The organism is Ruegeria sp. YTSA108 (assembly GCF_059610185.1).
In genome coordinates this window covers 211,313-237,490 of record NZ_JBXWND010000001.1, presented here as the reverse complement: position 1 = coordinate 237,490, position 26,178 = coordinate 211,313, and the positions used below count along the sequence as shown (strand labels likewise).

The 26,178-nt window shown below is 55.5% G+C and carries 25 protein-coding genes; 15 read left to right on the top strand and 10 right to left on the bottom strand.

Annotated elements, in window-relative coordinates:
- Nucleotides 1-25 precede the first annotated feature (25 nt).
- Both AC2FHW_RS01230 and coaD read left to right on the top strand, forming a co-directional pair.
- Nucleotides 26-463: a CBS domain-containing protein gene (locus AC2FHW_RS01230; protein WP_142634023.1), complete on the top strand. Its 438-nt coding sequence runs from the start codon at nucleotides 26-28 to the stop codon at nucleotides 461-463.
- Nucleotides 464-548: 85 nt separating this feature from the next.
- On the top strand, nucleotides 549-1,040 hold the full coding sequence (coaD, locus tag AC2FHW_RS01225; RefSeq protein ID WP_142634021.1) for a pantetheine-phosphate adenylyltransferase: 492 nt from the start codon (nucleotides 549-551) through the stop codon (nucleotides 1,038-1,040).
- On the opposite strand, the gene gap (AC2FHW_RS01220) is transcribed toward coaD, so the two are convergent.
- From gap (AC2FHW_RS01220) to gap (AC2FHW_RS01210), 3 genes are all read right to left on the bottom strand, one after another.
- Nucleotides 1,032-2,036, bottom strand: a complete 1,005-nt coding sequence (gene gap, locus AC2FHW_RS01220) for a type I glyceraldehyde-3-phosphate dehydrogenase (protein WP_496821326.1) — start codon at nucleotides 2,034-2,036, stop codon at nucleotides 1,032-1,034. The genes coaD and gap (AC2FHW_RS01220) overlap by 9 nt on opposite strands.
- Nucleotides 2,037-2,118: 82 nt before the next feature.
- Entirely contained in the window at nucleotides 2,119-2,262 is a 144-nt protein-coding gene (locus AC2FHW_RS01215) for a hypothetical protein (protein ID WP_185956611.1), read from the bottom strand.
- A gap of 71 nt (nucleotides 2,263-2,333) precedes the next feature.
- Nucleotides 2,334-3,335 carry a type I glyceraldehyde-3-phosphate dehydrogenase gene (gene gap / locus AC2FHW_RS01210; protein WP_142634017.1) on the bottom strand — a complete coding sequence of 334 codons (1,002 nt, stop codon included), beginning with the start codon at nucleotides 3,333-3,335 and terminating at the stop codon, nucleotides 2,334-2,336.
- 184 nt (nucleotides 3,336-3,519) lie between these two features.
- On the opposite strand from gap (AC2FHW_RS01210), the gene AC2FHW_RS01205 reads away from it, so the two are divergent.
- Nucleotides 3,520-4,482 carry a DUF808 domain-containing protein gene (locus AC2FHW_RS01205; protein ID WP_142634015.1) on the top strand — a complete coding sequence of 321 codons (963 nt, stop codon included), beginning with the start codon at nucleotides 3,520-3,522 and terminating at the stop codon, nucleotides 4,480-4,482.
- Between the two features lie 58 nt (nucleotides 4,483-4,540).
- Here AC2FHW_RS01205 and tkt read toward each other — a convergent pair whose 3' ends face one another.
- Nucleotides 4,541-6,565, bottom strand: a complete 2,025-nt coding sequence (gene tkt, locus AC2FHW_RS01200; protein WP_496821325.1) for a transketolase — start codon at nucleotides 6,563-6,565, stop codon at nucleotides 4,541-4,543.
- A 236-nt stretch (nucleotides 6,566-6,801) separates the two neighbouring features.
- On the opposite strand from tkt, the gene AC2FHW_RS01195 reads away from it, so the two are divergent.
- The 3 genes from AC2FHW_RS01195 to AC2FHW_RS01185 are packed head-to-tail and all read left to right on the top strand — an operon-like array spanning nucleotide 6,802 to nucleotide 8,293.
- Nucleotides 6,802-7,548 carry a coiled-coil domain-containing protein gene (locus AC2FHW_RS01195; RefSeq protein ID WP_142634011.1) on the top strand — a complete coding sequence of 249 codons (747 nt, stop codon included), beginning with the start codon at nucleotides 6,802-6,804 and terminating at the stop codon, nucleotides 7,546-7,548.
- Nucleotides 7,548-7,943 (top strand): cell division protein ZapA, encoded by a 396-nt coding sequence (locus AC2FHW_RS01190; protein WP_281994664.1) that lies wholly within the window; start codon nucleotides 7,548-7,550, stop codon nucleotides 7,941-7,943. Before AC2FHW_RS01195 ends, AC2FHW_RS01190 begins: the two co-directional genes overlap by 1 nt.
- A gap of 32 nt (nucleotides 7,944-7,975) precedes the next feature.
- A complete protein-coding gene (locus AC2FHW_RS01185) occupies nucleotides 7,976-8,293 on the top strand; it encodes an MliC family protein (RefSeq protein ID WP_496700237.1) in 318 nt (105 codons plus the stop codon).
- Here AC2FHW_RS01185 and grxD read toward each other — a convergent pair whose 3' ends face one another.
- The 6 genes from grxD to AC2FHW_RS01155 form a co-directional block, all read right to left on the bottom strand.
- Entirely contained in the window at nucleotides 8,294-8,656 is a 363-nt protein-coding gene (gene grxD / locus AC2FHW_RS01180; protein ID WP_142634005.1) for a Grx4 family monothiol glutaredoxin, read from the bottom strand.
- Between the two features lies 1 nt (nucleotide 8,657).
- Nucleotides 8,658-8,933, bottom strand: a complete 276-nt coding sequence (locus AC2FHW_RS01175; protein WP_282021284.1) for a hypothetical protein — start codon at nucleotides 8,931-8,933, stop codon at nucleotides 8,658-8,660.
- Between the two features lie 238 nt (nucleotides 8,934-9,171).
- Nucleotides 9,172-9,408 (bottom strand): BolA/IbaG family iron-sulfur metabolism protein, encoded by a 237-nt coding sequence (locus AC2FHW_RS01170; RefSeq protein WP_142634001.1) that lies wholly within the window; start codon nucleotides 9,406-9,408, stop codon nucleotides 9,172-9,174.
- A 134-nt stretch (nucleotides 9,409-9,542) separates the two neighbouring features.
- The gene (gene purL, locus AC2FHW_RS01165) at nucleotides 9,543-11,702 is read right to left on the bottom strand and encodes a phosphoribosylformylglycinamidine synthase subunit PurL (protein ID WP_496691347.1); all 2,160 of its coding nucleotides are present in this window, start codon (nucleotides 11,700-11,702) and stop codon (nucleotides 9,543-9,545) included.
- Between the two features lie 234 nt (nucleotides 11,703-11,936).
- Nucleotides 11,937-14,186 carry a mechanosensitive ion channel family protein gene (locus AC2FHW_RS01160; protein WP_271946936.1) on the bottom strand — a complete coding sequence of 750 codons (2,250 nt, stop codon included), beginning with the start codon at nucleotides 14,184-14,186 and terminating at the stop codon, nucleotides 11,937-11,939.
- A 277-nt stretch (nucleotides 14,187-14,463) separates the two neighbouring features.
- The gene (locus AC2FHW_RS01155; protein ID WP_142633997.1) at nucleotides 14,464-15,369 is read right to left on the bottom strand and encodes a LysR family transcriptional regulator; all 906 of its coding nucleotides are present in this window, start codon (nucleotides 15,367-15,369) and stop codon (nucleotides 14,464-14,466) included.
- A 169-nt stretch (nucleotides 15,370-15,538) separates the two neighbouring features.
- Between AC2FHW_RS01155 and AC2FHW_RS01150 the strand changes: the two genes are divergently transcribed.
- The 9 genes from AC2FHW_RS01150 to AC2FHW_RS01110 all read left to right on the top strand — a co-directional run bounded on the left by AC2FHW_RS01150 (nucleotide 15,539) and on the right by AC2FHW_RS01110 (nucleotide 26,107).
- Entirely contained in the window at nucleotides 15,539-18,958 is a 3,420-nt protein-coding gene (locus AC2FHW_RS01150; protein WP_496821324.1) for an indolepyruvate ferredoxin oxidoreductase family protein, read from the top strand.
- Nucleotides 18,959-19,036: 78 nt separating this feature from the next.
- Nucleotides 19,037-19,915 (top strand): lysophospholipid acyltransferase family protein, encoded by an 879-nt coding sequence (locus AC2FHW_RS01145; RefSeq protein WP_271946941.1) that lies wholly within the window; start codon nucleotides 19,037-19,039, stop codon nucleotides 19,913-19,915.
- An 8-nt stretch (nucleotides 19,916-19,923) separates the two neighbouring features.
- Complete coding sequence (gene murI, locus AC2FHW_RS01140) at nucleotides 19,924-20,733, top strand: glutamate racemase (RefSeq protein ID WP_271946944.1); 810 nt, start codon at nucleotides 19,924-19,926, stop codon at nucleotides 20,731-20,733.
- Nucleotides 20,734-20,827: 94 nt separating this feature from the next.
- The gene (argC, locus tag AC2FHW_RS01135) at nucleotides 20,828-21,856 is read left to right on the top strand and encodes an N-acetyl-gamma-glutamyl-phosphate reductase (protein ID WP_271946947.1); all 1,029 of its coding nucleotides are present in this window, start codon (nucleotides 20,828-20,830) and stop codon (nucleotides 21,854-21,856) included.
- 7 nt (nucleotides 21,857-21,863) lie between these two features.
- Nucleotides 21,864-22,310: a cytochrome c maturation protein CcmE gene (gene ccmE / locus AC2FHW_RS01130; RefSeq protein WP_271946950.1), complete on the top strand. Its 447-nt coding sequence runs from the start codon at nucleotides 21,864-21,866 to the stop codon at nucleotides 22,308-22,310.
- A 121-nt stretch (nucleotides 22,311-22,431) separates the two neighbouring features.
- Entirely contained in the window at nucleotides 22,432-23,043 is a 612-nt protein-coding gene (locus AC2FHW_RS01125; protein WP_496821323.1) for a holin-associated N-acetylmuramidase, read from the top strand.
- Nucleotides 23,034-23,612 carry a holin family protein gene (locus tag AC2FHW_RS01120; RefSeq protein ID WP_271946957.1) on the top strand — a complete coding sequence of 193 codons (579 nt, stop codon included), beginning with the start codon at nucleotides 23,034-23,036 and terminating at the stop codon, nucleotides 23,610-23,612. Before AC2FHW_RS01125 ends, AC2FHW_RS01120 begins: the two co-directional genes overlap by 10 nt.
- A 75-nt stretch (nucleotides 23,613-23,687) precedes the next feature.
- Nucleotides 23,688-25,652 (top strand): heme lyase CcmF/NrfE family subunit, encoded by a 1,965-nt coding sequence (locus AC2FHW_RS01115; RefSeq protein ID WP_496821322.1) that lies wholly within the window; start codon nucleotides 23,688-23,690, stop codon nucleotides 25,650-25,652.
- A complete protein-coding gene (locus tag AC2FHW_RS01110) occupies nucleotides 25,649-26,107 on the top strand; it encodes a cytochrome c-type biogenesis protein (protein WP_142633979.1) in 459 nt (152 codons plus the stop codon). Before AC2FHW_RS01115 ends, AC2FHW_RS01110 begins: the two co-directional genes overlap by 4 nt.
- The last annotated feature ends 71 nt before the right edge of the window (nucleotides 26,108-26,178 follow it).

Genomic DNA, 26,178 nt, shown 5'->3' with positions numbered 1-26,178 from the left:
CGAAGTTATTTCGGAGGTTACGTCAATGCTTGTTCAGGCCATTCTGAAATCCAAAGCCACCGGAGGCGTGGTGACAGTTGCTCCTTCGCGCACAGTTTCAGAGGTTGCAGGAATCCTTGCAGAAAAGCGCATCGGAACGGTGGTTGTATCAGAAGACGGCGGCAAGACCGCATCGGGCATCTTATCAGAGCGTGACATTGTGCGCGAACTGGCCGCAAGCGGCAGCGGATGCCTATCAAAACCCGTAAGCGCTTATATGACCCGCGAGCTGGTGACAGCGACGCAACAGGATACTGTCCAGGATATTATGTCGCGGATGACCGAAGGGCGCTTTCGCCATATGCCGGTTGTTGAGGACGGTAACCTCGTTGGCATTGTTACCCTAGGCGACGTTGTCAAAGCACAGCTTTCCGAACTGGCAATGGAAAAAGACGCATTGGAAGGCATGATCATGGGCCATTAAGCCCATAGAAACGCGACGCAACTACTTGCACCCATAGCCAAGTTATGTTTGCTTGCGCAGAAATTTCGTTGCGCAGGAGGCGGCAATGAGGGTTGGATTGTATCCCGGAACATTTGATCCGATCACCCTGGGTCATATTGATATCATCCGTCGCGCGGCCGCTCTGGTTGACAAGCTCGTGATTGGGGTGGCGATCAATCGGGAAAAGGGGCCGTTATTTTCGTTGGAAGAACGGGTCGAGATGATCGAAGCCGAATGTTCCTTTCTTTCCGAACAGACCGGAACTGAAATTGTCGCCCATCCTTTTGAAAACCTGCTTATCAACTGTGCCCGCGACGTAGGTGCTCAGGTCATTGTCAGAGGCCTGCGTGCTGTTGCGGATTTCGAGTATGAGTTCCAGATGGTCGGTATGAACCGCGCATTGGACGACTCGATCGAGACGGTGTTCCTTATGGCTGAGGCCCGCCATCAGGCGATTGCCTCGAAACTGGTGAAAGAGATCGCGCGATTGAACGGGGACGTGTCGAATTTCGTCACGCCCCGCGTAAATGACGCGCTGCGTGCGCGCTTAGGATAGCGCGCCCATCGCGGCCGCCGTGTCCAGCATCCGGTTAGAAAAGCCCCATTCATTGTCGTACCAGGCCAGCACCCGGACCAACGTGCCGTCTGTCACCTTGGTTTCAGCCAAAGATACGGTCGAACTGTGTGCGTCGTGATTGAAGTCGATCGACACTAGTGGGCGGCTTTCCGCGGCAAGGACACCGGGAATATTGGCCGCGGCATCAATGAACAACTGGTTGACCTCTTCTTCGGTTGTTGGGCGCGACACTTCGGCCACCAGATCCACAACCGAGACGTTCGGAGTGGGTACACGGATTGCCTGTCCAGTCAATTTACCTGCCAACTGGGGCAATACGAGACCTACGGCTGAGGCTGCCCCCGTAGTGGTGGGAATCATCGACAATGCAGCCGCGCGTGACAGATACGGGTCTTTTCCGGCGGTATCGTGAACTGGTTGGCTGGCTGTATAGGCATGAACGGTTGTCATGTTTCCGTGGACAATGCCCAAACCCTCGTCCAGCGCCGCAGCAACGGGTGACAAACAGTTGGTCGTGCAGGATGCGTTCGAAACGATCGTATCCTCGACGGACAGTTCATGGTCATTTACCCCGAAGACGATGGTTTTGACCGCACCATCCCCGCGGGCAGGAGCAGAAATCAGAACTTTTTTGGCGCCGTTGTCAAAATGGCGCGCCGCGGCTTCGCGCGTGCGAAACACGCCTGTGCATTCGAGAACAACGTCAATATCGGACCAATCGAGTTTCTCAGGCTCGCGTTCGCTGGTTAGGCGGATCGGGCCTGCACCGACATCCAAACCGGCGTCGGTCAGGGAAACGGGCTTTGTATAACGTCCATGCACACTGTCGAATTCAAAGAGATGCGCGTTAATTTCGGGCTTGGCCAAATCGTTTATGGCCACGATCTGAACGTCGGTCCGCCCAGATTCCATCAAGGCCCGCAAAACACCGCGCCCGATCCGTCCAAATCCATTGATTGCCAACTTGAGTGTCATGGTCTGCTCCGTCTGGGTGTCTGTTATTGCAAAGTTAGCGCTAACAAAGCTAGATCAAGGAAAAAGTCAAGAAAAACCTCTGTCAGCGCCAGAAGGCGAGCCAGTCCAGGAAGGTGTAAAGTTTCTTTCCCAGGAAGATCAGGTTCTCAGAGCCGAACATTGCGTAATCGACTAGCAGACAGCCAAGTATTAGAATGCCAAGCCAGATAGCAATTTGATTGGTCATGTTGGCCCCGAATGAAAACACCCGCCCAGATAAACTGAGCGGGTGTAAAGGTACAACATTTCTACGGCGTTTTAGTTAAGCCGTCCCATGGCAACGGCGACGTCTGCCATACGAACCGAGAAGGCCCATTCGTTGTCATACCAAGCCAGAACACGAACCATGCGGTTGTTAACGACCCGTGTCTGGTCTGGTGCGAAAATCGAGCTTTCTTCGGTATGATTGAAATCGGTCGAAACCAGCGGCGCGGGCTCATAGCCCACGACGCGCTGCATTGATCCCCGTGATGCTTCACGAACGATGGCATTAACATCTTCGACAGTCACGTCACGCGCCGCATGGAAAGTCAGGTCGACAGCAGAAACGTTTGGTGTTGGTACACGGATAGCCGAGCCGTCCAAACGACCCTTCAGGTTCGGCAGAACTTCGCCCAGAGCTTTGGCTGCACCTGTTGAAGTTGGGATCATGGACATTGCCGCAGCGCGCGCGCGATACAGGTCACTATGACGGCGATCCAGTGTCGGCTGGTCGCCGGTATAGGCATGGATCGTAGTCATGATACCGTGTTCGATCCCGATACCTTCGTCCAGTACCTTGGCAAGCGGAGCAAGGCAGTTCGTGGTACAAGAGCCATTCGAAACCATTCTATCTTCAGTAACCAGGCTGTTGTGGTTCACGCCATAGACAATGGTTTTATCAACATTCTTGCCTGGCGCAGACAAAAGAACCTTCTGAGCACCGCGTTCCAGATGCGTTTTGGCTTTCAGGCCATCGTTGAATTTTCCGGTGCATTCCAAAACGACGTCACAACCTTCCCAATCAAGCTCGTTCATATCGTAAGTCGAGAACACCTCCATTGGGCCGCGGCCCAAATCCATGGTGTTGCCTTCGATCGAAACATCGCGGGGAAAGCGGCCGTGGATGCTGTCGTATTTCAGCAGGTGGGCGGTAGTTTCCAATGGGCCGGTCGCGTTGACCTTGATCACTTCGATGTCGTTGCGGGCCGATGCCGCAATATGCGACAGGGTGCAGCGGCCGATACGGCCAAATCCATTGATGCCGACCTTGATGGTCATCTGACGTCTCCAAAAATGCGCTTGCTCTGCGGGGCATATAGCGGCACAGACGCTTTCTCAAAAGGGCAAAAGTGACATATTCTTAACGTGTTAGCGCAAACCTTCGCCGGTTGCGCTAACGCTTGCGCTAGCCGTCGGATCGGGTAGGGTCCCCTGGCGACAGGTGAGATGAGAGGAAACACGCATGAGTGGTTTGTTGGCACTGTTGGATGATGTTGCTGGCATAGCAAAGGTTGCTGCAGCGTCAGTGGACGATGTGGTCGCTGCCGCCGGCAAGGCCGGGGCCAAGACTGCGGGCGTGATCATCGATGATGCAGCAGTTACTCCGAAATATGTGCAGGGCTTTGCCCCGGCGCGGGAATTGCCGATCATCTGGCGCATTGCGCGCGGCTCGATTTTCAACAAGATTATCCTGCTGTTGCCAGTCGCCTTGTTGCTGGCCAATTTTGCACCCTGGTTGATAACGCCCTTGTTGATGCTTGGCGGGTCCTATTTGTGCTTCGAAGGGGCAGAAAAGATATTTCACCTGCTTTTCCCTCATGGCAGCCACGTTATAGACGAAGATATGAAGGTCAAAGACCCGGGCCATCTGGAAGAGCAGAAGGTCAAGGGGGCGATCAAAACCGATTTCATCTTGTCCGCCGAGATCATGACAATCGCCCTTGCCGCCATCGAAGCACCGAATATCTGGATGCAGGCGGCAACGCTGGCCGTTGTTGGACTAGGTGTGACCCTGGCCGTTTATGGCTCGGTCGCCTTGATCGTGAAGATGGACGATGTGGGCCTTTTCCTGGCGCGGAACGCACCAACGCCGATCGGGCGCGGATTGGGGCGTGGATTGGTTAAGGCGATGCCGGTTGTCATGAAAGTGCTGTCGATTGTCGGCACAGCTGCGATGCTGTGGGTTGGCGGCTCGATCATCATTCACGGGCTAGAGGTTCTGGGTTTTGGCTGGTTGGGACATCAGATCCATGACATGGCCTATGCAGCCGGGCATGCGGTTTCGGCGCAATGGGAAGGTGCCGTGGAGTGGATTTCCAAAGCCACGATGGATGGCATTTTCGGACTGGCCTGGGGGTTCGTGCTGATCCCGATTGCAACCAAAGTGGTCGCGCCGATTTTGTCTCGGAAATCTGAAACGCATTAATCAGAAAACGAAAAGGGCGGCGCATGGCCGCCCTTCGCTTGATGTTTGAAATTGGGAATTACAGCTCCAGTAATTCCTTGACCTTTGCAACTGTGGCCTCGGCAGTGATGCCGAAATGTTTGTACAGTTCATCAGCGGGGGCAGACGCGCCAAAGCCCGACATGCCGATGAAGCCTGCCTTGGCGTCACGGCCGCGTTCACCCAGCAGCCAGCGGTCCCAGCCTCCGGCGCGGACGGCGGCCTCGATGCCGACACGGACGGCTCCACCGGGCAGAACCCGCTTGCGATACGCTTCATCCTGCTCGGCGAACAGTTCCATGCATGGCATCGACACGACGCGCGTGCCAATGCCCTCGGCCTCGAGCATCGCCTTGGCTTCCATCGCCAGCGACACTTCCGAACCGGTTGCGATCAGGATTGCCTGACGCTTGCCTTCGGCTTCGGCTAGAACATAGCCGCCTTGTGCAGTCAGGTTTTTGGTTTTGTGATCCTTGCGTACGGTCGGCACGCCCTGGCGGGTCAGAGACAAGACCGAAGGGCTGTCCTTGAAGGTCAGCGCCAGTTCCCAGGATTCCGCTGTTTCAACGGCATCCGCCGGACGGAACACATAGGTATTCGGTGTCGCGCGTGAGATTGCCAGATGCTCGACCGGCTGGTGGGTCGGGCCGTCTTCGCCCAGACCGATCGAGTCATGGGTCATCACAAAGACCGTGGGTATCTTCATCAGCGCTGCAAGCCGCATCGAGGGCCGCGCATAGTCGGTGAACGCCATGAAGGTACCGCCATAGGGACGGATGCCGCCATGCAGCGCCATACCGTTCATCGCGGCGGCCATGCCGTGTTCGCGGATACCGTAATGGATGTACCGACCCTTGCGGTTTTCCGGCAGGAACACGCCCATATCGGCCGATTTCGTGTTGTTCGAACCGGTCAGGTCAGCAGACCCGCCAATAGTTTCCGGCATGATCGGATTGACCACATTCAGAACTTTTTCGGACGAGGCACGGGTGGCCAACTTGGGCTGATCTTCCGACATCTGCTTTTTGAACGAGCGGATGGCACCGGCCAGTTTTTTGGGTGCCTCGAACGCATAAGAGCGGTTGAACTCGGCCTGTTTGCGTTCAGAGATTTGCGCGAAACGCTCCTCCCACGCAGACCGCTCGGCCGCGCCGCGGGAACCGATTGCTTCCCAGGTGGTTTTGACATTTGGCGGAATTTCGAAGGCGCCATGCGGGGCGGCATAGGCCTCTTTGGCCGCTTTCAGCTGTTCCTGATCGGTCAGGGCGCCGTGGCCTTTCGAGGTATCCTGCGCGGCGTGACCCAAAGCAATATGGCTTTCACAGGCGATCATGGTCGGCTTGTTTGACGATTTCGCCTTGGTGATGGCCTCGTCGATGGCCTGCGGATCATGACCATCAATCTCGATGACCTGCCAGCCCGAGGCGGCAAAACGTTTCACCTGATCGGTCCGGTCAGCGATGTCGACCGTGCCGTCGATGGTGATGTTGTTGTTGTCCCAGAACACGATCAGCTTACCCAGCTCGTGACGGCCGGCCAGCGTGATGGCCTCTTGGCTAACGCCTTCCATAAGGCAGCCGTCGCCCGCGATGACATAGGTATAGTGATCTACGATCTTCTTGCCGTAATGAGCGCGCTGAATTTCCTCGGCCATGGCAAAACCAACGGCGTTCGAGATCCCCTGACCCAGCGGGCCGGTTGTTGTTTCGATCCCGTTGACAAGGAAGTTCTCGGGGTGACCTGCAGTTTTTGCGCCCAGCTGACGGAAATTCTTGATCTGTTCCAGCGTAACGTCAGCGTTCCCAGTGAGATACAACAGCGAATAGATCAGCATCGAGCCGTGACCGGCGGACAGGATGAACCGGTCGCGGTCGGGCCAGCTTGGGGCCGAGGCGTCGAATTTCAGGTGCTTTTCGAACAGTACGGTCGCGACATCGGCCATGCCCATTGGCATACCGGAATGGCCGGAATTGGCGGCGGCGACGGCGTCGAGGGTCAATGTGCGGATGGCCGCAGCTTTGTCCCAGTGTTCGGGGTTGGCATTGCGCAGCGCAGTCAGGTCCACGGGTGTTGTTCCTTTGGATTACAGGCAGATGGCCGCTCAATACCATTCAGCCCTCAAAGTGCAAGTAGAACTGGGTGCTGCAGGGTTTTGCTGGATCAAGAATGTGACCCAAGTCGTTGAAAGCAAACAGTGGGTATTTTCGATGCCATTGGGTTAGACTAGGCCAAGACGCGAACAAGGTTGATTCGGATAACCTCGCGAAACAAAGGAACCTTGATAAAAAAGGTGGCAGGGGCATGAGCCAGATCGAAGAACTACAACGCCGTATTGTGGCCGCGATGGATCGGATTGGATCCGGCATTGCGACAATGGCGGAAGTTGGCGCAGGCAACAGTGGAGAAGATGACACTCTGCGTGTAGCTCTGGATGATGAGAGGGTTGCGAATGCTCAACTTGAAGAGCGTCTCAGATCATTAAAAGAAAGGCACGATTCCGAAGTCGATGCCATGCGCCTAGAAATCGAAGGCTTGCGCAATACGCCGTCTGATAGTCAGGAAAGTGCAGCGCTGCGCGAGCAACTCGAAGATGCCAGGGCACAGCTTACCTCGGTCGAAGCCGCACGGGCCGAGTTGGCAAGCGCAAAGGCAGCATTGGAAGATCAGGATGTTGTCGAAGAACTGAAAGCCGAAAATGCCCGTCTTCGTTCGGAATTGGCGGATAGTGAACGCGTGGCGGAACTCAGCGCTGAGTTAGAAATGCTGCGCGCCGAACGCAGTAGCCATGGCTCGGCGATGTCGCGTCTGGATGATGATCTGCAGCGCATGCGCAAAGCCAACGAACAACTACGAATGTCGGTCGAAGAGCTGCGCGCAGCTGCAGAAGACGGAATGACCGATGCGGATCTGTTGAACCGTGCCACAGCTGCCGAGCTTGAGGCAACGCGCGCAGCGCAGGCCACCGATGCGGCCGAAGCACATGCCGTGCTGGCCCGGTTGGAACCGTTGCTGTCTCAGGCGAAACTGGCCGAAGGAGAGGTGGAATAATGCCTGAATTGACCATTCAAATCGGGGGGCGCGGCTTTGAGGTTTCGTGCCAGGAAGGCGAAGAGGTTTTCCTGCAAGCTGCTGCTAAATTGCTGGATGATGAAGCGCAGGTATTGTCGGATCAGATCGGTCGGATGCCTGAATCCCGGATGCTTTTGATGGCTGGATTGATGTTGGCAGACAAAGCCGCCGCCACAGGTGACAAAATCAACTCGCTGGAAAATAAGCTGGCGGAGGCCGAAGCCGAGCTTCGGAACCTGCGTAGCATGCCACAGCCCGAGCCGGAAAGAATTGAAGTTGCCGTGGTTCCACCTTCGGTCACTGACACCTTGGCAGAGTTGGCTGCTCGGGCCGAGGCAATGGCGGCATTCATAGAAGAAAAGTCAACGAAATGATAAATATGCGTACTATTGCTATTGCAACTTTCATGTCTGTGTCAGCGCAGGTTTCCTGGGCTGGGATCGATATTCTGCCCGTCACATTTACTTGTGATAACGGCGTGCCTCTTGAGGTTGCCTATTTCAATGCCGAGGATGGATCCAGCGCGGCAGCCATGATGGTCGACAATAAGCTGGTGACTTTGCACCAAGCTCAGAGCGGCTCTGGTATCCGCTATGAATCCGACGGAACAACTGGCACTTACATCCTGCGCTCCAAAGGCTGGGACGCCACGGTGAGCTTTCTGGCGACAGGTGCAGATGCCGCCAGCGAGCAGGTCTTATTGGGAAATTGCGTCAGCCGCTGATCAGGCGTTTGCTTCCCTGATTTTATCAGCGGCTTCCTTGTTGTAGCCGACACCGTTTTCGTCAAACAGCGTGTCCAATTCGCCCGACAGGGTCATCTCGGTGATGATGTCGCATCCGCCTACGAACTCGCCTTTGACATAGAGTTGCGGAACAGTCGGCCAGTCAGAATAGTCCTTGATCCCCTGACGCAAGCCTTCGTCGGCCAGTACATTCACGTCAGCAAATTCTACGCCCATGTAGTTCAGCACGCCTGCCACGCGCGAGGAGAATCCGCATTGCGGCATTTCCTTGGTGCCTTTCATATATAGCACCACATCATTGGCTTTGACGGTCTCGTCGATCTGGGTTTTCACGTCGGTCATGTTACTTTTCCTTGTCATCCGCATCCGGGGCGGTCGTTTCATCCTGTGATGGGGCGGCGACCCATCCTTCCTTTTCCAGCCGTCGGTGTTCGGCCTGCGCCAGGGCCAGCGGATTCAGCCCGTATCTCTCGATGCCGTCAACCTTGCTGATTTTGTCCGGGTTTGGACGCATGTCGACCAGTTTACGCTTTCTGTTTCGCTTCACATAGGCCTCGATCAGCGCGGCGGCAACTATCAAAGCCGCGATTGCTGAAATCCAAGCCAGCCATGTACTCATTTTTTTGGAGCCATGGCTTTAGCGTATTGCTGCGGATCTCGGGTCACCCTCGCCACAGTCGGGTGTCCACCGCCCGGGCCGCCCGTATGCACGCCATGAGTTATTAGTTGATCTCCTTGGCCGGGTTCGCTTCCGCGAGCTTTCTTATTGGTGCCGGGCAAAAAAGCTGATCGAACAACAAATATGCACCCAACCAGCGCCACCAAAGAGCAAATCCCGTAAATCCAGAAAGTCGTGCTCACTCAGGCACTTTCGTCGTCAGAGCCAGCGCGTGCAAGTCGCCATCCGGGCCGTCCATCTTGCCTTTGAGGGCTGCATAAACTGCTCGCTGTTGTTGCACCCGGTTTTTGCCACGAAAGCTCTCATCCACGACCATGGCCGACATATGTACGCCGTCGCTGCCGCCGACCTGAATGTCCGCATCGGGAAACGCGTCGCGCAGCAGGTTCTCAATCTCGTGGGCGCTCATCGGCATGTAGGTTTCTCCTGAAAGTCTTTCTCAAGATGTAGTGCGCCGGGGCGGGGCGCGCAAGGGTCAGATAGACGCCCCGAAATGACAAAAACCTGCACTTGTCAAAGTGCAGGTTTTCAGAAGCGCAGGCCCCAAAATCAGGCGACGGCTTCGGCGAAGCTGTTGCGGAAAGTGGCAGTCAGTTCATCAAGCAAGGCCTCAGAAGAGCCGATGCGGACGCTGTCGCCCGTGAACCGCCCGACCGATACCAGTGGAACGCCAGCCTGACCTGCGGCAATCATCAGGGCTTCGGCCTGGTCAAAGTTGCAGGCGACCAGATAACGGGCCTGATCCTCGCCAAACAGGAATTCGGTCGAGGCGTCGTCAAGCGTGATGCCGACGCCGGTTGCCTCGGCCAGTTCGAAGGCCGCCAATGCCAGACCACCATCGCCAAGATCGGTGCAGGCTTTGATCATCTCTCGGTTTGCGCGGATGAACTCTCCGTTGCGCTTTTCGGCATCCAGATCGACATGCGGCGCGTCGCCATCTTCGCGGTTGAACACTTCGGCCAGAAGGGCGGATTGGCCCAGATGCCCCTGCGTATCGCCGATGACCAGAGCCACGTGGCCGTCGCGGACCTCATTACCTATGATCTCGTCCGTGTGCGCCAGAAGGCCGACCGCTCCAATTGTCGGGGTCGGCAGGATCGCCTGACCGTCGGTTTCGTTGTAAAGTGACACGTTGCCGGACACGATGGGCATATCCAACGCTGCGACGGCCTTACCAATGCCTTGGATGGCACCGACGAACTGGCCCATGATCTCGGGCTTTTCCGGGTTGCCAAAATTCAGGTTGTCAGTGGTCGCCAGCGGCAATGCCCCGACGGCGGTCAGGTTGCGATAAGCTTCGGCAACAGCTTGCTTGCCGCCTTCTACAGGGTTGGCTCGCACATAGCGCGGGGTAACGTCACTGGTGAAAGCAAGAACTTTGTCGGTGCCGTGTACACGAACCATGCCGGCGCCCAGACCAGGCGTACGCACGGAATCAGCCATAACCATGGTGTCATACTGCTCGTAAACCCATTGCTTGCCCGCATAGTTTGGCGAAGCGAGCAGGGCGCGCAGACCGTCGATCGGGTCGATCTGAGGCACGTCGGCCAGGTCTTCTGCCTGCGGAGTAGCCTCCCACGGGCGGTCATATTCGGGCGCAGTGGACGAGAGCTTGGACAGAACCAGATCAGCTTTGACCTCGCCATTGTGCATGATCAGAAAGCGATCTTCGGCGAGGGTTTCACCGACGATGGCGAAATCCAGGTCCCATTTATCGAAAACGGCGCGAGCTTCGGCCTCAAGCTCGGGTTTGAGAACCATCAACATGCGTTCTTGGGATTCCGACAGCATCATCTCATAGGCTGTCATGTTCTCTTCGCGCTGGGGGACGTTTTCCAGATCAAGCCGCACGCCCAGACCGCCTTTGTCGCCCATTTCCACGGCCGAGCAGGTCAGACCCGCCGCGCCCATATCCTGGATCGAGATCACCGCGCCGGTCTGCATCAGCTCCAGCGTCGCTTCCATCAGGCGTTTTTCGGTGAACGGGTCGCCAACCTGAACGGTGGGGCGCTTTTCCTCGATCGTGTCGTCAAATTCGGCGCTGGCCATGGTGGCTCCGCCCACGCCGTCGCGTCCGGTCTTGGCTCCAAGATAGACAACCGGCATGCCGACGCCCGATGCGGCTGAGTAGAAAATCTTGTCACTGTCAGCCAGCCCGGCTGCGAAGGCATTCACAAGGCAGTTGCCATTATAGGCCGGGTGAAAGCGCACTTCGCCGCCAACGCAAGGCACGCCGAAACAGTTGCCATAGCCGCCGATACCTTCGACCACGCCATTGACCAGCTGACGGGTCTTGTGGTGGCCGGGTTCACCAAAAGACAGCGCGTTCATCGAGGCGATTGGGCGCGCACCCATGGTGAAAACGTCGCGCAGGATACCTCCAACACCTGTGGCCGCACCTTGATAGGGTTCGATGTAAGACGGATGGTTGTGGCTTTCCATCTTGAAGACCACGGCCTGACCATCGCCGATATCGACCACACCTGCATTTTCACCCGGTCCGCAGATCACCTGGGGTCCAGAGGTGGGCAGGGTGCGCAGCCATTTCTTAGAAGATTTGTAGGAACAATGCTCGTTCCACATGGCCGAGAAAATGCCCAACTCGGTAAAGGTTGGCTCGCGCCCGATAATCTCCAGGATCATCTCGTATTCTTCGGGTTTCAACCCGTGCGCGGCAATCAGATCCGGTGTGATGGCGGGCTCTTGCATCGTTTGTCCTGTATCCATGGTGGCCGAGATTGCGGGCCTTGTAGGGCAAGGGCGCGTCTGTGGGAAGGGCCAAGTCAGCGCAGGGTCGAATAACGTAACCGGCATATGCCAATTTCGAGCTTTTCTGCGCTTTGTGTACCCAGAAAAAAAAACGGAACCGCGCCAGTGGCCGGTTCCGTCTATAGTATTTCCTGCCAGACGGCCCAAAAGCCGCGTGGCGTCTGTATCTGGTCTTTAAGCTGGGGTTTCTCCCTTGTTGATCGAGTCCGCCGCAGCGGCCCCAACAGCAGCTTTTTGTTGTTCGGTAAGGTTCTCGGCCTCTTCCAGACCAGGAATTGCTACGCGAACTTCGCGGCGGGCAAAGTCGATGCCATTGGCATTGAACTCGGCCTTCACCCGGTTGAAGATTTCCTTGCGAAGCGTGAACTGCTTGCCCGGCTTGGCCATGAACTTGCCGCGGATGATCATGCCAACATCGTCAAAGTCGAAAACACCTTGCGATTTGAAGGGCTGCAAGAAGCCTTCTTTGTGGGTTTCGTCCGCCATCATCTCGGCGCCGATCTTCTTGAAGATCTTCTTGACCTTGTTGGGATCAGTGTCAAACGGCACGGTGAACTTTAGCTTCATGATCACCCAGTCACGGCTGAAATTGGTCAGCTTTTGAATCTCGCCATAGGGGATCGTGTGAACGGGCCCACGGTGATGGCGGAGCTGCATCGAACGGATCGAGATTTTCTCGACGGTGCCCATGGTGCCGCCGACATCGACATATTCACCCACGCGAAACGCATCGTCGATAAGGAAGAAGACACCGCCGACGATATCTGCCACCAGCTTCTGAGCGCCGAAACCGATCGCAAGACCAAGGACACCAGCACCTGCCAGAAGTGGGGTGATGTTGATGCCCAGCGCGCCCAATGCGAGCAGGCCGAAGATGACCGCAATCGTGACTTGCGCCGTGATCCGCAGCAAGGGAAGAACCGTCGCCAGACGTGAACCGCCTGCGCCGCCACCCTCGCCACCGGCCTCTTCATCCAGCTCTTCTGCCGTTGTCTGTTCCTTGGCAAGACGACGGTTGATCCATAGTGAGACGACCTCGTTCAAGATGTATCCGACAGCGATGATCATCAGGAATTCGATTACCGTACCGCCAACGTCGGTTCCGATCCCGGCAGAGGCGACATGTCGAAGATCAAGCTGCCAGACCCGCGCGATCATAAAGACCACAAACAGGCCGGCCAGCACGCGACCAATCCGGATATAGCTGCGCTTGGCTGATTTATAGGCGCGTTCGGCCAATGGTCCGTCGCCCAACATTGGGGGTTGAAGATGGCGCACTAGGCCACGGATCAGCGTATCAAGCGCTGGTGCGATCAGCAGCCAGAACATCGTCGTGAAATGTGGCCCTTTGCCAAGCAGGGCAAGTGTTCTGGGATCACGCTGTGCGATCAGGAATTCGACCAGGAACCATATCACCACCGAAACGCCGATAGCGAAGTAGGGATAGTAATGAGCGACCTTTTCATCGAATTTGGTGTGGTCCGGATCCGTGCCCAACATCATCTGAGACAACCCTTCGCGCGCGGTCCAAGCGATGATCCCAATGTATATATGGATGCCAGCGTTCAGCCAGAAACCGATACGCGTATCGGCCGGGGTGATACCGTTAAGCAAGTTGAACCGTACGATAAAGAGCGTGAGGCCGATCAATAGAAGAAGGCCAATCAGGTTGCGATGCAGATATTTGGCCCAATGATCGTCTATGTTGACCAATCGGTAATGTGGCTTTTTGGGCGCCAGCACAAAGCGTGAGGCGGCTGCGCCCAGACGCGGAATCCAAATCAGGTAGAAAACGAATGGGGCGGCATAGGTAAGCTGTTCTGTCGTCAGCAAGCCCCGTCCAATCGCCCGGATAACAACATAGAACACAACAAGTCCTGCGATTTCCCGGCAGAATCGGCGGAACAAGTAACGTACCGCGCTCCAAAGATCGGCATCAGAATTCCCATCGGGCTCTTCGTGCCATTTGCGGGTGAGAAACCCAAACAATTTCTCAGCAGCGTATCCGGCCACCAGAACTGCTAGGATCAACCCAAACAGGCCAAACACCCCGGTAGATCCGAATTTCGCTGAGAAATTGCTGAACGCTTCAACCTGGGCGCTGACGATATTTGGCAATGTGGTCAAAACCTGCGTCCAAGAGGTAACCATCTCGGCCCAGATTTCACTGATTTCGGTAAGCGGATCTTCATGGTTTTCGTTTGCTGCCGCCTGCTTTTCTGCAACCGCGTCGAGCCGTTCCAACAAAATGGCGCGAACCTGATCGTCGGACATACGTGCCACCAAGCCATCAACCTGATCGGGCGTCAGGTCCTCTGGAATTGTTACCGTAGACGACGCGGTCCCACTGTCTTGTGCGTGTACTGGTACCGCAAGAAGAATGGCGGAAATCAACGCCAGTAATAGGCGGAGTGGATGGTGCATGAATTTTCCCTCGAACACGAATTTTTGATCTTTTACGGGATCATAGGCGCGGAGGTGGAAATTTCCCAGCAGTTTTCGGCTGTTCGGTGTCACCGATTAAGCCAGGACCAAAAAAAAGGCCGAGCACTAAGCTCGGCCGTAGTCCAACAGGGAGGTATGAAGATGATGAGCGTTACAGCATCACCGCCTTCGAGTGCCCATTTAGGCATCAGTTTGATAACGATCAAGGCGTTTCAGTGTGATAGTCCGTCATGTCCGCTATGACGTTGACGCATAGCTATAGTTTCCCCATTTTCTTCAGGTGTTTACGCTGCGCGATGATCTCGTCCTGCACAAAATCGCGGAAGGCTGCCACGCGTTTGGAATGGCGTAGTTCTTCGGGGTAGGCGAGATAAACAGGAACGTCAGCCGTTTCGATGTCTGAAAGTACCGGCAGCAGATGCGGGAAATCATGCGTGACATAATCGGGCAGCAAGCCAATTCCCAGATTGTGCAGTACGCCCTGCAAGACACCGAAATAGTTGTTCACTGTCAGCAACGACGCCGGGTTATAGGTCATCAGATGCCGTACCATTGCCGCACTGGCCCCTACTTGGGGGGCTGAGGGGGTCTGACAGATAAGTCGATGGCTCGAGATTTCTTCGAGGGAGGCAGGTTGACCGCTTTCCTTTAGATATTCCGGGGTAGCATAAAGCAGCATCTGTACTGTCATCAGGCGCTTGCGCACCAGATCAGCCTGGCTAGGCTCTTTCATACGGATGGCGACATCGGCCTCGCGCATTGGCAGGTCAAGAACGCGTTCCTCAAGCATGAGGTCGATATTTAGGTCCGGGTATTGTTCATACAGCTTTGGCAACCTCGGAGCGAGCCATAGGGTCCCAAAGCCAAATGTGGTTGTGACCCGCAGCACACCAAAGACTTCTTCTTCGCTGTCTCGTATGCGCGCCGCTGCCGCGTCCAGTCGCTTGGACATTGCCGAGGTGGCGTCGAACAGCAGCTCACCCTGTTCGGTCAGAATCAGACCGCGGGCGTGACGATGGAACAACGTCGAATCAAGTGACTCTTCCAATGCCCGAATTTGTCTGCTGACTGCCGATTGAGATAGGTTCAGCTTATCGCCTGCATGTGTCAGGCTGCCCGCATCTGCAACCGCGTGAAATATCCTAAGCTTGTCCCAATCCATCGCCGCAACTTTCGTTATCCTGCCGAACGCCTATATGAAATAGGTGACAACTTCCACATTCAAACGGCGAAATCCTTGCGTTTCAGAGGATAAGCTCTAGGCAGGTCAGTTATTATGACCTAATATGGAAGCAGATGAAGCACACTGATCTGACGAGGGGAGGCGTTTGATGAGTAAGCCACAAATTTCTTTGAACGACCGTTTCGACTTAAGCAAAAACACGGTTCTATTGAACGGCACTCAGGCGCTTGTGCGCCTTATGCTGATGCAAAAGGCGCGCGACACGAAATCGGGTCTGAACACTGCGGGATTGGTGACGGGATACCGCGGATCGCCTCTTGGAGCGGTCGACCAGCAGATGATGCGCGCGCAGAAACAGCTGACAGAAAGCGATGTCACTTTTCAATACGGTCTGAACGAGGATCTTGCGGCAACCGCGCTTTGGGGCAGTCAGCAGGCCGGGTTAAGGGGTGACGGCAAGTTCGATGGCGTCTTTGGTCTGTGGTACGGAAAAGGACCTGGTGTAGATCGGTCAGGCGACGTGATGCGCCATGCCAATATGGCAGGGACGGCGGCACATGGTGGCGTTCTGATGGCCATGGGGGATGATCACACGGGCGAAAGCTCGACCGTTCTGCATCAGTCCGAGTGGTCGCTGGTTGATATGTACATGCCAGTGGTCAGCCCGGCCGGAGTACAGGAGATACTCGACTACGGCGTTTACGGATTCGCGCTCAGTCGGTTCGCCGGTGTCTGGGTCGGCCTCAAGACCATGAAGGACACGATCGAGGTGACCTCGGTCGTTGATGGCAACCCTGATCGCATGAAAGTCTTGGTGCCCGAGTTTGATATGCCCGAAGGAGGGCTGAACATCCGGCTTGGCGATACGCCTCATCTGCAGGAAGAGCGCATTATTGATTACAAGCGTTTTGCGGCTGAAACGTTTTCACGGGCCAACCGGATGGACAAACGTGTCTGGGGCAAACCCGGCGCAAAGATAGGTCTGGTGGCCGCTGGCAAGAACTGGCTGGACCTTACCCACGCGCTTTCCTTGTTGAATATTGATGAGGCCGAGGCCGAGCGCCTTGGCATCACGACCTATAAGGTCGGACAGACGTTCCCTCTGGATATGTCCGGATTTCATGACTGGGCAGAAGGTTTGGACCTGATTGTAATCGTTGAGGAAAAACGTAAACTGATCGAGGTTCAGGTTAAGGAAGCGATCTTTGACGACCGCCGTGGTCGACGAGTCTATGGCTGGTACAAGGGCGGTGCTGGGACGCTGCATCGGGAAGAGCTGTTTCCCACCCGCGGTGCCCTTGATCCGAACATGATCGCTGAAAAACTGGGCGGTATCCTGATTGAAGAAGGCCGTGATACCGACGGGGTCCGCGCAGGTTTGACCAAGCTGACCGAAGCGCGCCGGGCGGACAATGCCGAGGAAATAGCCTCGCGCCTTCCGTATTTCTGTTCTGGATGCCCGCATAACAGTTCGACCAAGGTACCAGACGGAAGCCGGGCCTATGCGGGCATCGGATGCCATTACATGGTTCAGTGGATGGATCGAAGCACATTTGGCTTTACTCAGATGGGTGGCGAAGGGGCAAACTGGATCGGGGAAGAGCCGTTCTCGACCACCAATCATGTGTTCCAGAACCTCGGAGACGGCACCTATAACCATTCCGGTGTTCAGGCGATCCGGGCAGCTTTGTCGGCGGGTACGAACATCACCTTCAAGATTCTGTTCAACGATGCAGTCGCAATGACGGGCGGGCAGGGCAATGAGGGTGATCTGACCGCCGAAAGGATCGCGGCCGAGGTCAAGGCTATGGGCGTCACACATGTCGCGCTGGTCTATGACGAAAAAGAAGATGTAAACTTCAAAGCCTTACCCGCAGGGGTAGAGAGCTTTGAGCGTGCCGAACTGATGACTGTGCAAGAGAAATTCCGCACCTATGAGGGCGTCTCGGTCATCGTCTATGTCCAGACCTGTGCCGCTGAGAAACGCCGTCGCCGTAAACGCGGAACCTTTCCCGACCCGGACAAAAGGGTCTTTATCAATACGGATGTCTGTGAGGGCTGCGGTGACTGCGGCATCCAATCGAACTGTGTTTCGATTGTTCCCAAGGAAACCGAACTTGGCCGGAAGCGCGCGATTGACCAATCGAGCTGTAACAAGGATTTTTCGTGTCTGAGTGGGTTCTGCCCCTCCTTTGTAACGCTGGAAGGCGCGAAGATTCGCAAAGAAGCGACGACCGAACTTGATCTGCCCGATCTTCCGATGCCCGAGCTGCCTGAAATCATGGGCACACATAATGTTGTCATTACCGGCATCGGTGGGACCGGAGTTGTCACGCTGGGGGCGATTCTGGCACAGGCGGCCCAGATTGACGGCAAAGGCGCTGGAATGATGGAGATGGCAGGCTTGGCCCAGAAAGGCGGTGCGGTTCATATTCATTGCCGTATTGCCAACCGGCCAGAAGATATCAGTGCAATACGTGTGGCAACGGGTGAAGCCGACACATTAATCGGTGGGGATTTGGTTGTGTCCGCCGGGGCCAAAACACTTGGCCTGACACGCTTGGGTCAGACCGGAGCGGTGGTCAACAGCCACGAAACCGTTACCGGCGATTTCACGCGCGACACTAAGTTTAGGATTCCTGGTGAGAGGCTGGAACTGGCGCTGCAAGCACGATTGAAAGAAGATGTTTCCCTGTTTGATGCCACTGAGCTTGCGCGCGCAGTGATGGGAGATTCAATCTATTCGAACATGATGGTTTTTGGGGCCGCATGGCAGCGCGGACTGATACCCGTCAGCCTCGATGCGGTGATTGCAGCCATTGATCTGAACGGAACGGCGGTAGAGCGCAACAAAAGAGCCTTTGAAATCGGTCGTTGGGCGGATTTACACCCGGAAAAAGTCGATGAGATTCTACGGCCAAGTTTTTCCGACCTCCCGAAATCACCAGAGCAGGTCATCGCGTTCCGCGCCGATCATCTGACCCAGTATCAAAGCGCTCGTTTGGCGAAACGCTACCGCAAAATCGTTGACTCGTTTGAGGATGCAGAAATTCGTGATGCTGTCGCAAAAGGGTATCATAAGCTGTTGTCTTACAAGGACGAATACGAAGTGGCCCGGTTGTTACTGTCCAGTCGGGAGAAAGCCGCCGCCGAATTTGATGGCGAATTCAAAATGACTTTCCACCTTGCCCCACCGCTGCTTGGTGGCAAAGGACCAGATGGCCGACCCCGCAAACGGAGTTTCGGCGAATGGATGCTGAAGCCGCTGAAATTCATGTCTCGGCTAAAAGTTCTTCGAGGTACTCCGCTGGATATCTTTGGCTATAGTGTCGAACGTCGAATGGAGCGCGCGCTGATCAAGCAATATGAGCGTGATCTCAGAGAGATCACTCCGCTGATTTCCATCCAAACAAAGGATGCCGTAATTGCGTTCGCTAAGTTGCCCTTGGATATCAAAGGTTTTGGACCCGTCCTTAAGGCGAATGAGGCGAGCGCCGCCAAACGCAGAGAGGAATTGTTGACCACGATACGGAACGGAGGACCTGAATTACAGGCCGCCGCCGAGTAATTCGTCACAACCGTGTCACGACAGCTAGGCAAAATTGTTACTTGCATCTAAAATGCAGGTACAAAACCGGAGACTTCCATGCCCTCGCGACGCCATGTTGCACGTGACATTTCTTATGCCTATTCCGCTGAAACCAAAAGCGGACGGATGGTCATCAAGCTTATGGAGAACACCACAGGCCGCCTGCGCCTTATCAGGCGTGCTGATGGGTACGAAAAAGACGTGGCCAACGGGCGAGATTTCTGGTCGGTCATGGTTGAGAGATACGGTTTGTCTCTGGATGTGGTTGGCGGGTCATTGTCTAATATTCCCCGTGATGGCCCTCTGATTCTGATTGCCAATCACCCATATGGAATTCTGGATGGGTTGATGATGGGGCACATGTTGTCCAGTACGCGTGGGGATTTTCGCATTCTGGCCAACCATGTGTTTCGTAAGGCAGAGGATCTGAATCGGGTCGTTCTGCCGATTTCATTCGACGATACAAAAGCTGCGATGAAGCAGAACCTCGAGACCCGCAAGAAAGCTTTGAACTATCTGGGCGAGGGCGGCGCGATTGGCATATTTCCCGGCGGTACCGTCAGCACAGGGGCAAAGCCTTTCTCGTACCCGATGGACCCGGGCTGGCGTGGCTTCACAGCGCGGATGGTTGCCAAATCAGACGCGACAGTTGTGCCGGTCTTTTTTGACGGTCATACCTCACGCCTGTTTCAGATCGCCAGCCATCTGCACAATACATTGCGCATGGGATTGCTAATCAAGGAATTCAAAAAACGCGTTGATACCCCGGTCCAGGTGGTGATCGGAGAGCCCATCGGCCGCGACGTTCTGGACCCGTTGGCCAAGGATACGCGCAAGATGATGGATTTCTTGCGCAAAGCAACGTATGAGCTGTCTCCAAAGCCACTAAAGTCTTATGACTATGGCTATGAATTTGAGGAACGGCATCGCGCCTAAAGGGGCAAATGGCAGTAGGCATTTTTGATTCTGGTTTGGGCGGTCTGACCGTTCTGAACGCCGCGCAGAAACGTCTTCCCGACGTTGATTTCCTGTATTACGCGGACAGCGCACATGCGCCTTACGGGGTGCGTGATGTAGAGAATATCTATGAGCTGACCCGGGGTGCGGTGAACGACCTCTGGAACCGGGGATGTGATCTGGTGATTCTGGCCTGCAATACGGCCAGCGCTGCTGCTTTGCGGCGGATGCAGGAAGAGGGCGTGCCTCAAGGCAAGCGCGTCTTGGGCGTTTTTGTTCCATTGATCGAAGCGCTGACTGAGCGGCAATGGGGTGACAACAGCCCGCCGCGTGAAGTCGCGGTCAAACACGTCGCTTTGTTTGCGACCCCGGCCACCGTATCGAGTCGCGCGTTTCAACGCGAGTTGGCCTTTCGTGCGATTGGCGTAGATGTTGAGGCGCAGGCCTGCGGTGGGGTCGTTGATGCCATCGAGGAAGGCGACATGATCCTGGCCGAAGCGCTGGTTCGAAGCCATGTGGACGCCCTGAAACGCAAGATGCCAGAGCCTCAGGCCGCAATTCTGGGCTGTACGCACTATCCCTTGATGGCTGAGGCGTTTCAGAAGGCCTTAGGACCCGACGTTGAGGTGTTCAGCCAGGGTGATCTGGTTGCCGAAAGTCTGGCAGACTATTTGCAGCGGCACCCGAACATGCAGGGTGCGGCGAAGGGCGGTTATCTGACCACTGGTAAGCCAGGCGTTGTCAGTGATCGCGCCACCCAGTTCCTCCGACGACAAATTACTTTCGAGGCTGTCTGACTTTGGTCAAAGACGCGGCCTGAAAGAATCCGTAATCCCATGACCGTCACAGTGGCGGGCATGAACAGTGGCATAGAGATTCAAGAGGTCCAAGATGACCCACAAAATCGCAATTCTGGGCGCTTCGGGTTATACCGGCGCTGAACTGGTTCGGTTGATCGCCGAGCATCCGAATATGGAAATCGCTGCACTTTCTGCCGAACGGAAAGCCGGACAGTCGATGGCGCAGGTATTTCCACATTTGCGGCACCTGGAATTACCGGTTCTTTGCAAAATTTCAGAAATCGACTTTTCAGGGATCGACCTGTGCTTTTGCGCGCTGCCACATAAAACCAGCCAGGAAGTTATCCGCGATCTGCCGAAGGACCTGAAAATCATCGACCTGTCCGCCGATTTCCGGCTACGCGACCCTGAGGAATATGAAAAATGGTATGGCAACCCTCATGCGGCTTTGGAGCAGCAGGAGGAGGCCGTTTACGGCCTGACCGAGTTTTATCGCGATCAAATTTGCACGGCCCGTTTGGTTGCCGGAACAGGTTGCAACGCCGCTACCGGACAATATGTATTGCGTCCCTTGATTTCGGCCGGTGTCATCGATCTGGATGACATCATTCTGGACCTCAAATGCGCGGTGTCTGGTGCCGGGCGGTCGCTGAAAGAAAACCTGCTGCATGCCGAACTTAGCGAAGGATATAACGCATATGCTGTTGGCGGTACTCATCGGCATTTGGGGGAATTCGATCAAGAATTTTCTGCCCTTGCAGGGCGCCCGGTCCAAGTTCAGTTCACTCCGCATCTAGTTCCGGCAAACCGGGGTATCCTAGCGACTACATATGTCAAAGGTGACCCCACGAGCGTTTATGAAGCGCTTGTGAAAACCTATGAAAGCGAACCATTTATCCAGATGCTGCCATTTGGCGAAACACCCTCGACCCACCATGTGCGCGGCTCAAATTTCTGCCATATCGGCGTGGCCAGCGACCGGATCGAGAGGCGCGCCATTGTGATCGGAGCACTGGATAACCTGACAAAAGGTAGCAGTGGCCAAGCCTTGCAGAACGCTAACCTGATGTTAGGTGAAGCTGAAACTGCGGGTCTGATGATGGCCCCACTTTTCCCATGAGGAACAAATGAAAACGCTCAAGAAACGTCGTCGCGTTCAAATCATCCTTCTGTCAATCGTTGCTTTGGCAGTGTCTACGGCGTTGATCGGATACGCTATGCAGGACGGCATCAATTTCTTCCGCTCGCCCAGTGAAGTAATGGCAGCGCCGCCAAAACCGACTGAAGTATTCCGGATCGGTGGTCTGGTCGAAGAGGGTTCGATCGTGCGGGGGCAAGGGGAAACCGTGCGTTTTGTGGTGACGGACGGTGGCGAAAGTGTGCCGGTCACGTTTACTGGGGTTTTGCCTGATTTGTTCTCGGAAAACCAGGGTATGATTGGTACCGGAAGCTACGTAAACGGAGTCTTTGAAGCCTCAGAAATTCTTGCGAAACACGATGAGACCTATATGCCAAAAGAGGTTGTGGACGCGTTGAAAGAACAAGGTATTTACAAGGAGGCCGGCGAGAGCTGAGCCATAGGCTTTGAGATCGGAATTCGGGCGTTGCGTGGATCGACATGCAGCGCCCTTTCTATTTTAGCTGTATTAACAGAATTGTCCGAGCGTCTGTCTGTCCCAAGTTGGAGAACAGTACATGCAGACGGTTCGGCAGATCGCGGAACAGATAGTTACGCGTGAAGGTGGTTTTGTCGATGACCCCGACGATCCGGGTGGAGCGACAAAATTCGGCGTAACAATCCATACCATGCGCAGATTGCAACTGGACCTGACGCAGGACGGGAACGTTGATGTATCCGATGTAAGGCGGCTGAGCCGGTCGCAGGCCGTTGAAATCTTTATCCGCCACTATTTCTCAAAACCGCGATTACACCTACTGCCTAACATTCTGCAGCCATCTGTTTTCGACATGTACGTGAATTCAGGCGTTCAAGCTGTTAAAATTATGCAATATTTGCTGCGTGAAATGGGGTATCATGTCGTCGTAGATGGCGTTGTGGGCCCGCAGACGGCGCAGGCTTGTAGTGCTGCGTCTGAACCGGACCCTGTCGCGCTGCGGGATGCTTATGGCGTTGCCAGGAGAAACTATTATTTCCGGATAGCGGAACAGCGTCCAGCCTCTCGCAAATATGCTCGGTCCCGGTCTGGGGCAAAAGGTGGCTGGATACGACGCGCCGAGGAATTCCTGTCACCGACCTATCATCTTAGCGACGCAGAGTTTCAAAGGAGGGTTTCTGAATGGGGCTGATCTCAGGAATATTTGCGTTCTTGTTTGGCGAGGGTCGGAATGTCGTGCGTGAAACAACCGAAGTCTTTCGTGAAAATTCTGAGCAGGGCGCTAAACGCGACCTGACGCGACAACAGGGAGTACTGGAACAGTATAGGGCTGAGTTCGAGCGGGTTCAAAAAAGTGCATTTGACCGTTTTATGGATGGGCTCAACCGGCTGCCGCGCCCCGCCATGGCCTTGGGAACATTGGGGCTGTTTATCGCCGCTATGGTCGATCCGCTTTGGTTTGCCGCTCGGATGCAGGGGATTGCGTTGGTACCTGAGCCCTTGTGGTGGTTGTTGGGCGTGGTCGTCTCGTTCTATTTCGGCGCAAGACACCAGACCAAAGTGCAGGATCTGCAGCGTGAAATTTCGGCAACGATGACACGTACTCCGAAAGTTATGGAAAACATCGAAACACTGGCAGAGATGCGGGAACGTTTGATTGGGGTCGCTGATACTGGGACAGATGCAGGCTTGGCCGATGAGGTCCTAAAACCCGATTTCAACCCTGCGCTCGAGGATTGGCGGCGGGGTCGGTCCGCCTGACCCGCGACACTATGTGCGTCCGGCAGAGGCGAAAGTGATTGGTGATTGTCCCTCAACAGGAATATATGCGGGACCATGATTACAGAACTTGGTCACTTCGCGCTGATACTCGCCTTTCTCGTCGCCATCGTTCAGACGGTCATTCCGCTGATAGGGGCGGCGAAACGGTGGACTGGCTGGATGTCCTTTGCAGAAACCGCCGCTATTGCACAGTTTCTGTTAGTCGCCTTCTCTTTCGCGGCGTTGGTCTGGGCCTTTACCACCTCTGATTTCTCATTGCGGGTAGTGGTTGAAAACAGCCATTCCGCCAAACCGATGCTGTATAAAATCAGCGGCACGTGGGGCAACCACGAAGGGTCAATGTTGCTGTGGGTCCTGATCGTCGCAGTTTTCGGGGCCATGGCCGCTTTTTTTGGCGCAGGGTTACCTCCGACGCTCAAAGCGCGCGTGCTGGCGGTTCAGGCGGCCGTAGGGGTGGCGTTTTACGCTTTTATCCTGCTCACCTCGAACCCATTTGACCGTCTGATTGTCGCCCCGTTCGATGGGCGGGATCTCAACCCATTATTGCAAGATCCAGGTTTGGCATTCCACCCGCCGTTTCTGTATCTGGGCTATGTCGGCCTGAGCATGGCATTCAGCTTTGCAGTGGCCGCGCTGATCGAAGGGCGCGTGGATGCCTCTTGGGGGAGGTGGGTGCGTCCCTGGACGCTGGCCGCATGGATTTTTCTGACCATTGGGATCGCGCTTGGATCCTGGTGGGCCTATTACGAGCTGGGCTGGGGCGGGTTCTGGTTCTGGGATCCGGTCGAAAACGCTTCTTTCATGCCGTGGCTATTGGCGGCAGCCCTGTTGCATTCTGCTATCGTGGTCGAAAAGCGTGAAGCGCTGAAGAGCTGGACCATCCTTCTGGCGATTATCGCCTTTGGCTTTTCGCTGATCGGGACGTTCATTGTGCGATCGGGGCTTTTGACTTCGGTACATGCCTTTGCCAATGATCCTGAACGCGGCGTGTTTATCCTGATCATTCTTGTGGTCTTCATTGGCGGTGCGTTGACACTCTATGCGGCACGCGCGCAAGCGATGGAGGCCAAGGGCGTGTTTGGTATGGTCAGCCGCGAAAGCGCCCTGGTGCTGAACAACATTCTATTGGCGGTCAGCTGTTTCGTTGTGTTCTTCGGAACCTTGTGGCCGATGGTGGCCGAGATGGCATTTGATCGCAAACTCTCGGTCGGCGCGCCGTTCTTTAATGCGGCGTTCACACCGTTCATGGTTGCGCTGGGGATTGTATTACCGCTTGGTGCAATGCTTCCGTGGAAACGTGGAAAGCTTGGCAAGGCGGCGCATTCGTTGCGGTTCGCATTCCTTCTGGCGGTTGCGCTTGGCTTGCTCGTTTGGGTCATGCAGACCGGTCGCAGCGCATTGGGACCCGTGGGGCTGTTTCTGGGGGCCTGGATCACATTTGGCGCTATTGTGGACCTTTGGAGCCGTACTGGAAGAAAAAACAACCTGCAGCGTCTGTTCAGACTGCCCGGTGCCGATTGGGGCAAGGCTGCAGCCCATACCGGACTGGGGGTTACGATCTTTGCCATCGCCGGGCTGACCGCATGGGAGGTCGAGGATATCCGCGTTGCGCAGACGGGGCAGCCTTTCGAGGTTGGCCAGTTCACTCTGACACTTGAACAGGTTCGGAATGTCGAGGGGCCCAACTATTTCTCAACCACAGCCGATGTTAAGGTCGAACAGGCCGGTCGAACAATCGCAACACTGCATCCGGAAAAACGCGACTACCCAGTTTCAAGGATGCCAACGACTGAAGCTGCGATTGACTATCGGTTTCTCAGGGATCTTTACGTCGTCATTGGAGATCAGCAGGCAAATGGTGGCTGGGTCGTGCGGACTTATATCAAGCCTTTAGCGAATTGGATTTGGGGCGGGTGCCTACTGATGGCGCTCGGTGGCGTTCTTAGCCTGTGCGACAGGCGTTTTCGCGTTGCGGCAGGCGCGCGCAAGACGCCGACGCAGGGGGTTCCGGCGGAATGAAACGGTTTCTACTGATACTGCTTTTATTGGCAACGCCAAGCATGGCTGTCCAACCTGACGAGGTGCTTGATGATCCGATCCTGGAACAAAGGGCGCGGGATCTGAGTTCCGGCTTGCGCTGTCTGGTTTGCCGCAACGAAAGCATAGACGAAAGCAATGCAGGATTGGCCCGTGACTTGCGCCTGTTATTGCGCGAACGCCTGGTGGCCGGCGATACAGATGGACAGGCGATTGACTTTATCGTTGATCGCTACGGCGAATATGTTTTGCTAAGGCCAACAACGTCAGGATCGAACATCCTTTTGTGGCTGGCCGGTCCGATCATGCTTTTGATCGCTGTGGCGACTGGTTTCAGCTTTTTACGCAAAAGATCGGCGGAACAGGACCGAAGGGAAGGTGACGGCCTCCTTAGCGACGCCGAGAAAGAACGATTACGCGAAATCCTCAAAGATTGACCTTCGGTTCACCTTTTCCTTCATTGGAAATTGAGGCAGGGTCGCAGGCGCAGCGAACCTTGGAGGGGTGG

Excerpts from the sequence above, each read along its gene's own strand:
- grxD (WP_142634005.1), bottom strand. The coding sequence starts at position 8,656 with ATGACCGACGTGAAAACCCAGATCGACGAGACCGTCAAAGCCAATGAT.
- AC2FHW_RS01145 (WP_271946941.1), top strand. The coding sequence starts at position 19,037 with ATGCCCTCGCGACGCCATGTTGCACGTGACATTTCTTATGCCTATTCC.
- AC2FHW_RS01115 (WP_496821322.1), top strand. The coding sequence starts at position 23,688 with ATGATTACAGAACTTGGTCACTTCGCGCTGATACTCGCCTTTCTCGTC.
- AC2FHW_RS01155 (WP_142633997.1), bottom strand. The coding sequence starts at position 15,369 with ATGGATTGGGACAAGCTTAGGATATTTCACGCGGTTGCAGATGCGGGC.
- AC2FHW_RS01125 (WP_496821323.1), top strand. The coding sequence starts at position 22,432 with ATGCAGACGGTTCGGCAGATCGCGGAACAGATAGTTACGCGTGAAGGT.
- gap (WP_142634017.1), bottom strand. The coding sequence starts at position 3,335 with ATGACCATCAAGGTCGGCATCAATGGATTTGGCCGTATCGGCCGCTGC.
- argC (WP_271946947.1), top strand. The coding sequence starts at position 20,828 with ATGACCCACAAAATCGCAATTCTGGGCGCTTCGGGTTATACCGGCGCT.
- AC2FHW_RS01185 (WP_496700237.1), top strand. The coding sequence starts at position 7,976 with ATGTCTGTGTCAGCGCAGGTTTCCTGGGCTGGGATCGATATTCTGCCC.
- coaD (WP_142634021.1), top strand. The coding sequence starts at position 549 with ATGAGGGTTGGATTGTATCCCGGAACATTTGATCCGATCACCCTGGGT.
- purL (WP_496691347.1), bottom strand. The coding sequence starts at position 11,702 with ATGCAAGAGCCCGCCATCACACCGGATCTGATTGCCGCGCACGGGTTG.
- gap (WP_496821326.1), bottom strand. The coding sequence starts at position 2,036 with ATGACACTCAAGTTGGCAATCAATGGATTTGGACGGATCGGGCGCGGT.
- AC2FHW_RS01160 (WP_271946936.1), bottom strand. The coding sequence starts at position 14,186 with ATGCACCATCCACTCCGCCTATTACTGGCGTTGATTTCCGCCATTCTT.
- AC2FHW_RS01230 (WP_142634023.1), top strand. The coding sequence starts at position 26 with ATGCTTGTTCAGGCCATTCTGAAATCCAAAGCCACCGGAGGCGTGGTG.
- murI (WP_271946944.1), top strand. The coding sequence starts at position 19,924 with ATGGCAGTAGGCATTTTTGATTCTGGTTTGGGCGGTCTGACCGTTCTG.
- AC2FHW_RS01175 (WP_282021284.1), bottom strand. The coding sequence starts at position 8,933 with ATGAGTACATGGCTGGCTTGGATTTCAGCAATCGCGGCTTTGATAGTT.
- AC2FHW_RS01150 (WP_496821324.1), top strand. The coding sequence starts at position 15,539 with ATGAGTAAGCCACAAATTTCTTTGAACGACCGTTTCGACTTAAGCAAA.
- AC2FHW_RS01110 (WP_142633979.1), top strand. The coding sequence starts at position 25,649 with ATGAAACGGTTTCTACTGATACTGCTTTTATTGGCAACGCCAAGCATG.
- AC2FHW_RS01195 (WP_142634011.1), top strand. The coding sequence starts at position 6,802 with ATGAGCCAGATCGAAGAACTACAACGCCGTATTGTGGCCGCGATGGAT.
- AC2FHW_RS01170 (WP_142634001.1), bottom strand. The coding sequence starts at position 9,408 with ATGCCGATGAGCGCCCACGAGATTGAGAACCTGCTGCGCGACGCGTTT.
- AC2FHW_RS01205 (WP_142634015.1), top strand. The coding sequence starts at position 3,520 with ATGAGTGGTTTGTTGGCACTGTTGGATGATGTTGCTGGCATAGCAAAG.
- ccmE (WP_271946950.1), top strand. The coding sequence starts at position 21,864 with ATGAAAACGCTCAAGAAACGTCGTCGCGTTCAAATCATCCTTCTGTCA.
- AC2FHW_RS01215 (WP_185956611.1), bottom strand. The coding sequence starts at position 2,262 with ATGACCAATCAAATTGCTATCTGGCTTGGCATTCTAATACTTGGCTGT.
- AC2FHW_RS01190 (WP_281994664.1), top strand. The coding sequence starts at position 7,548 with ATGCCTGAATTGACCATTCAAATCGGGGGGCGCGGCTTTGAGGTTTCG.
- AC2FHW_RS01120 (WP_271946957.1), top strand. The coding sequence starts at position 23,034 with ATGGGGCTGATCTCAGGAATATTTGCGTTCTTGTTTGGCGAGGGTCGG.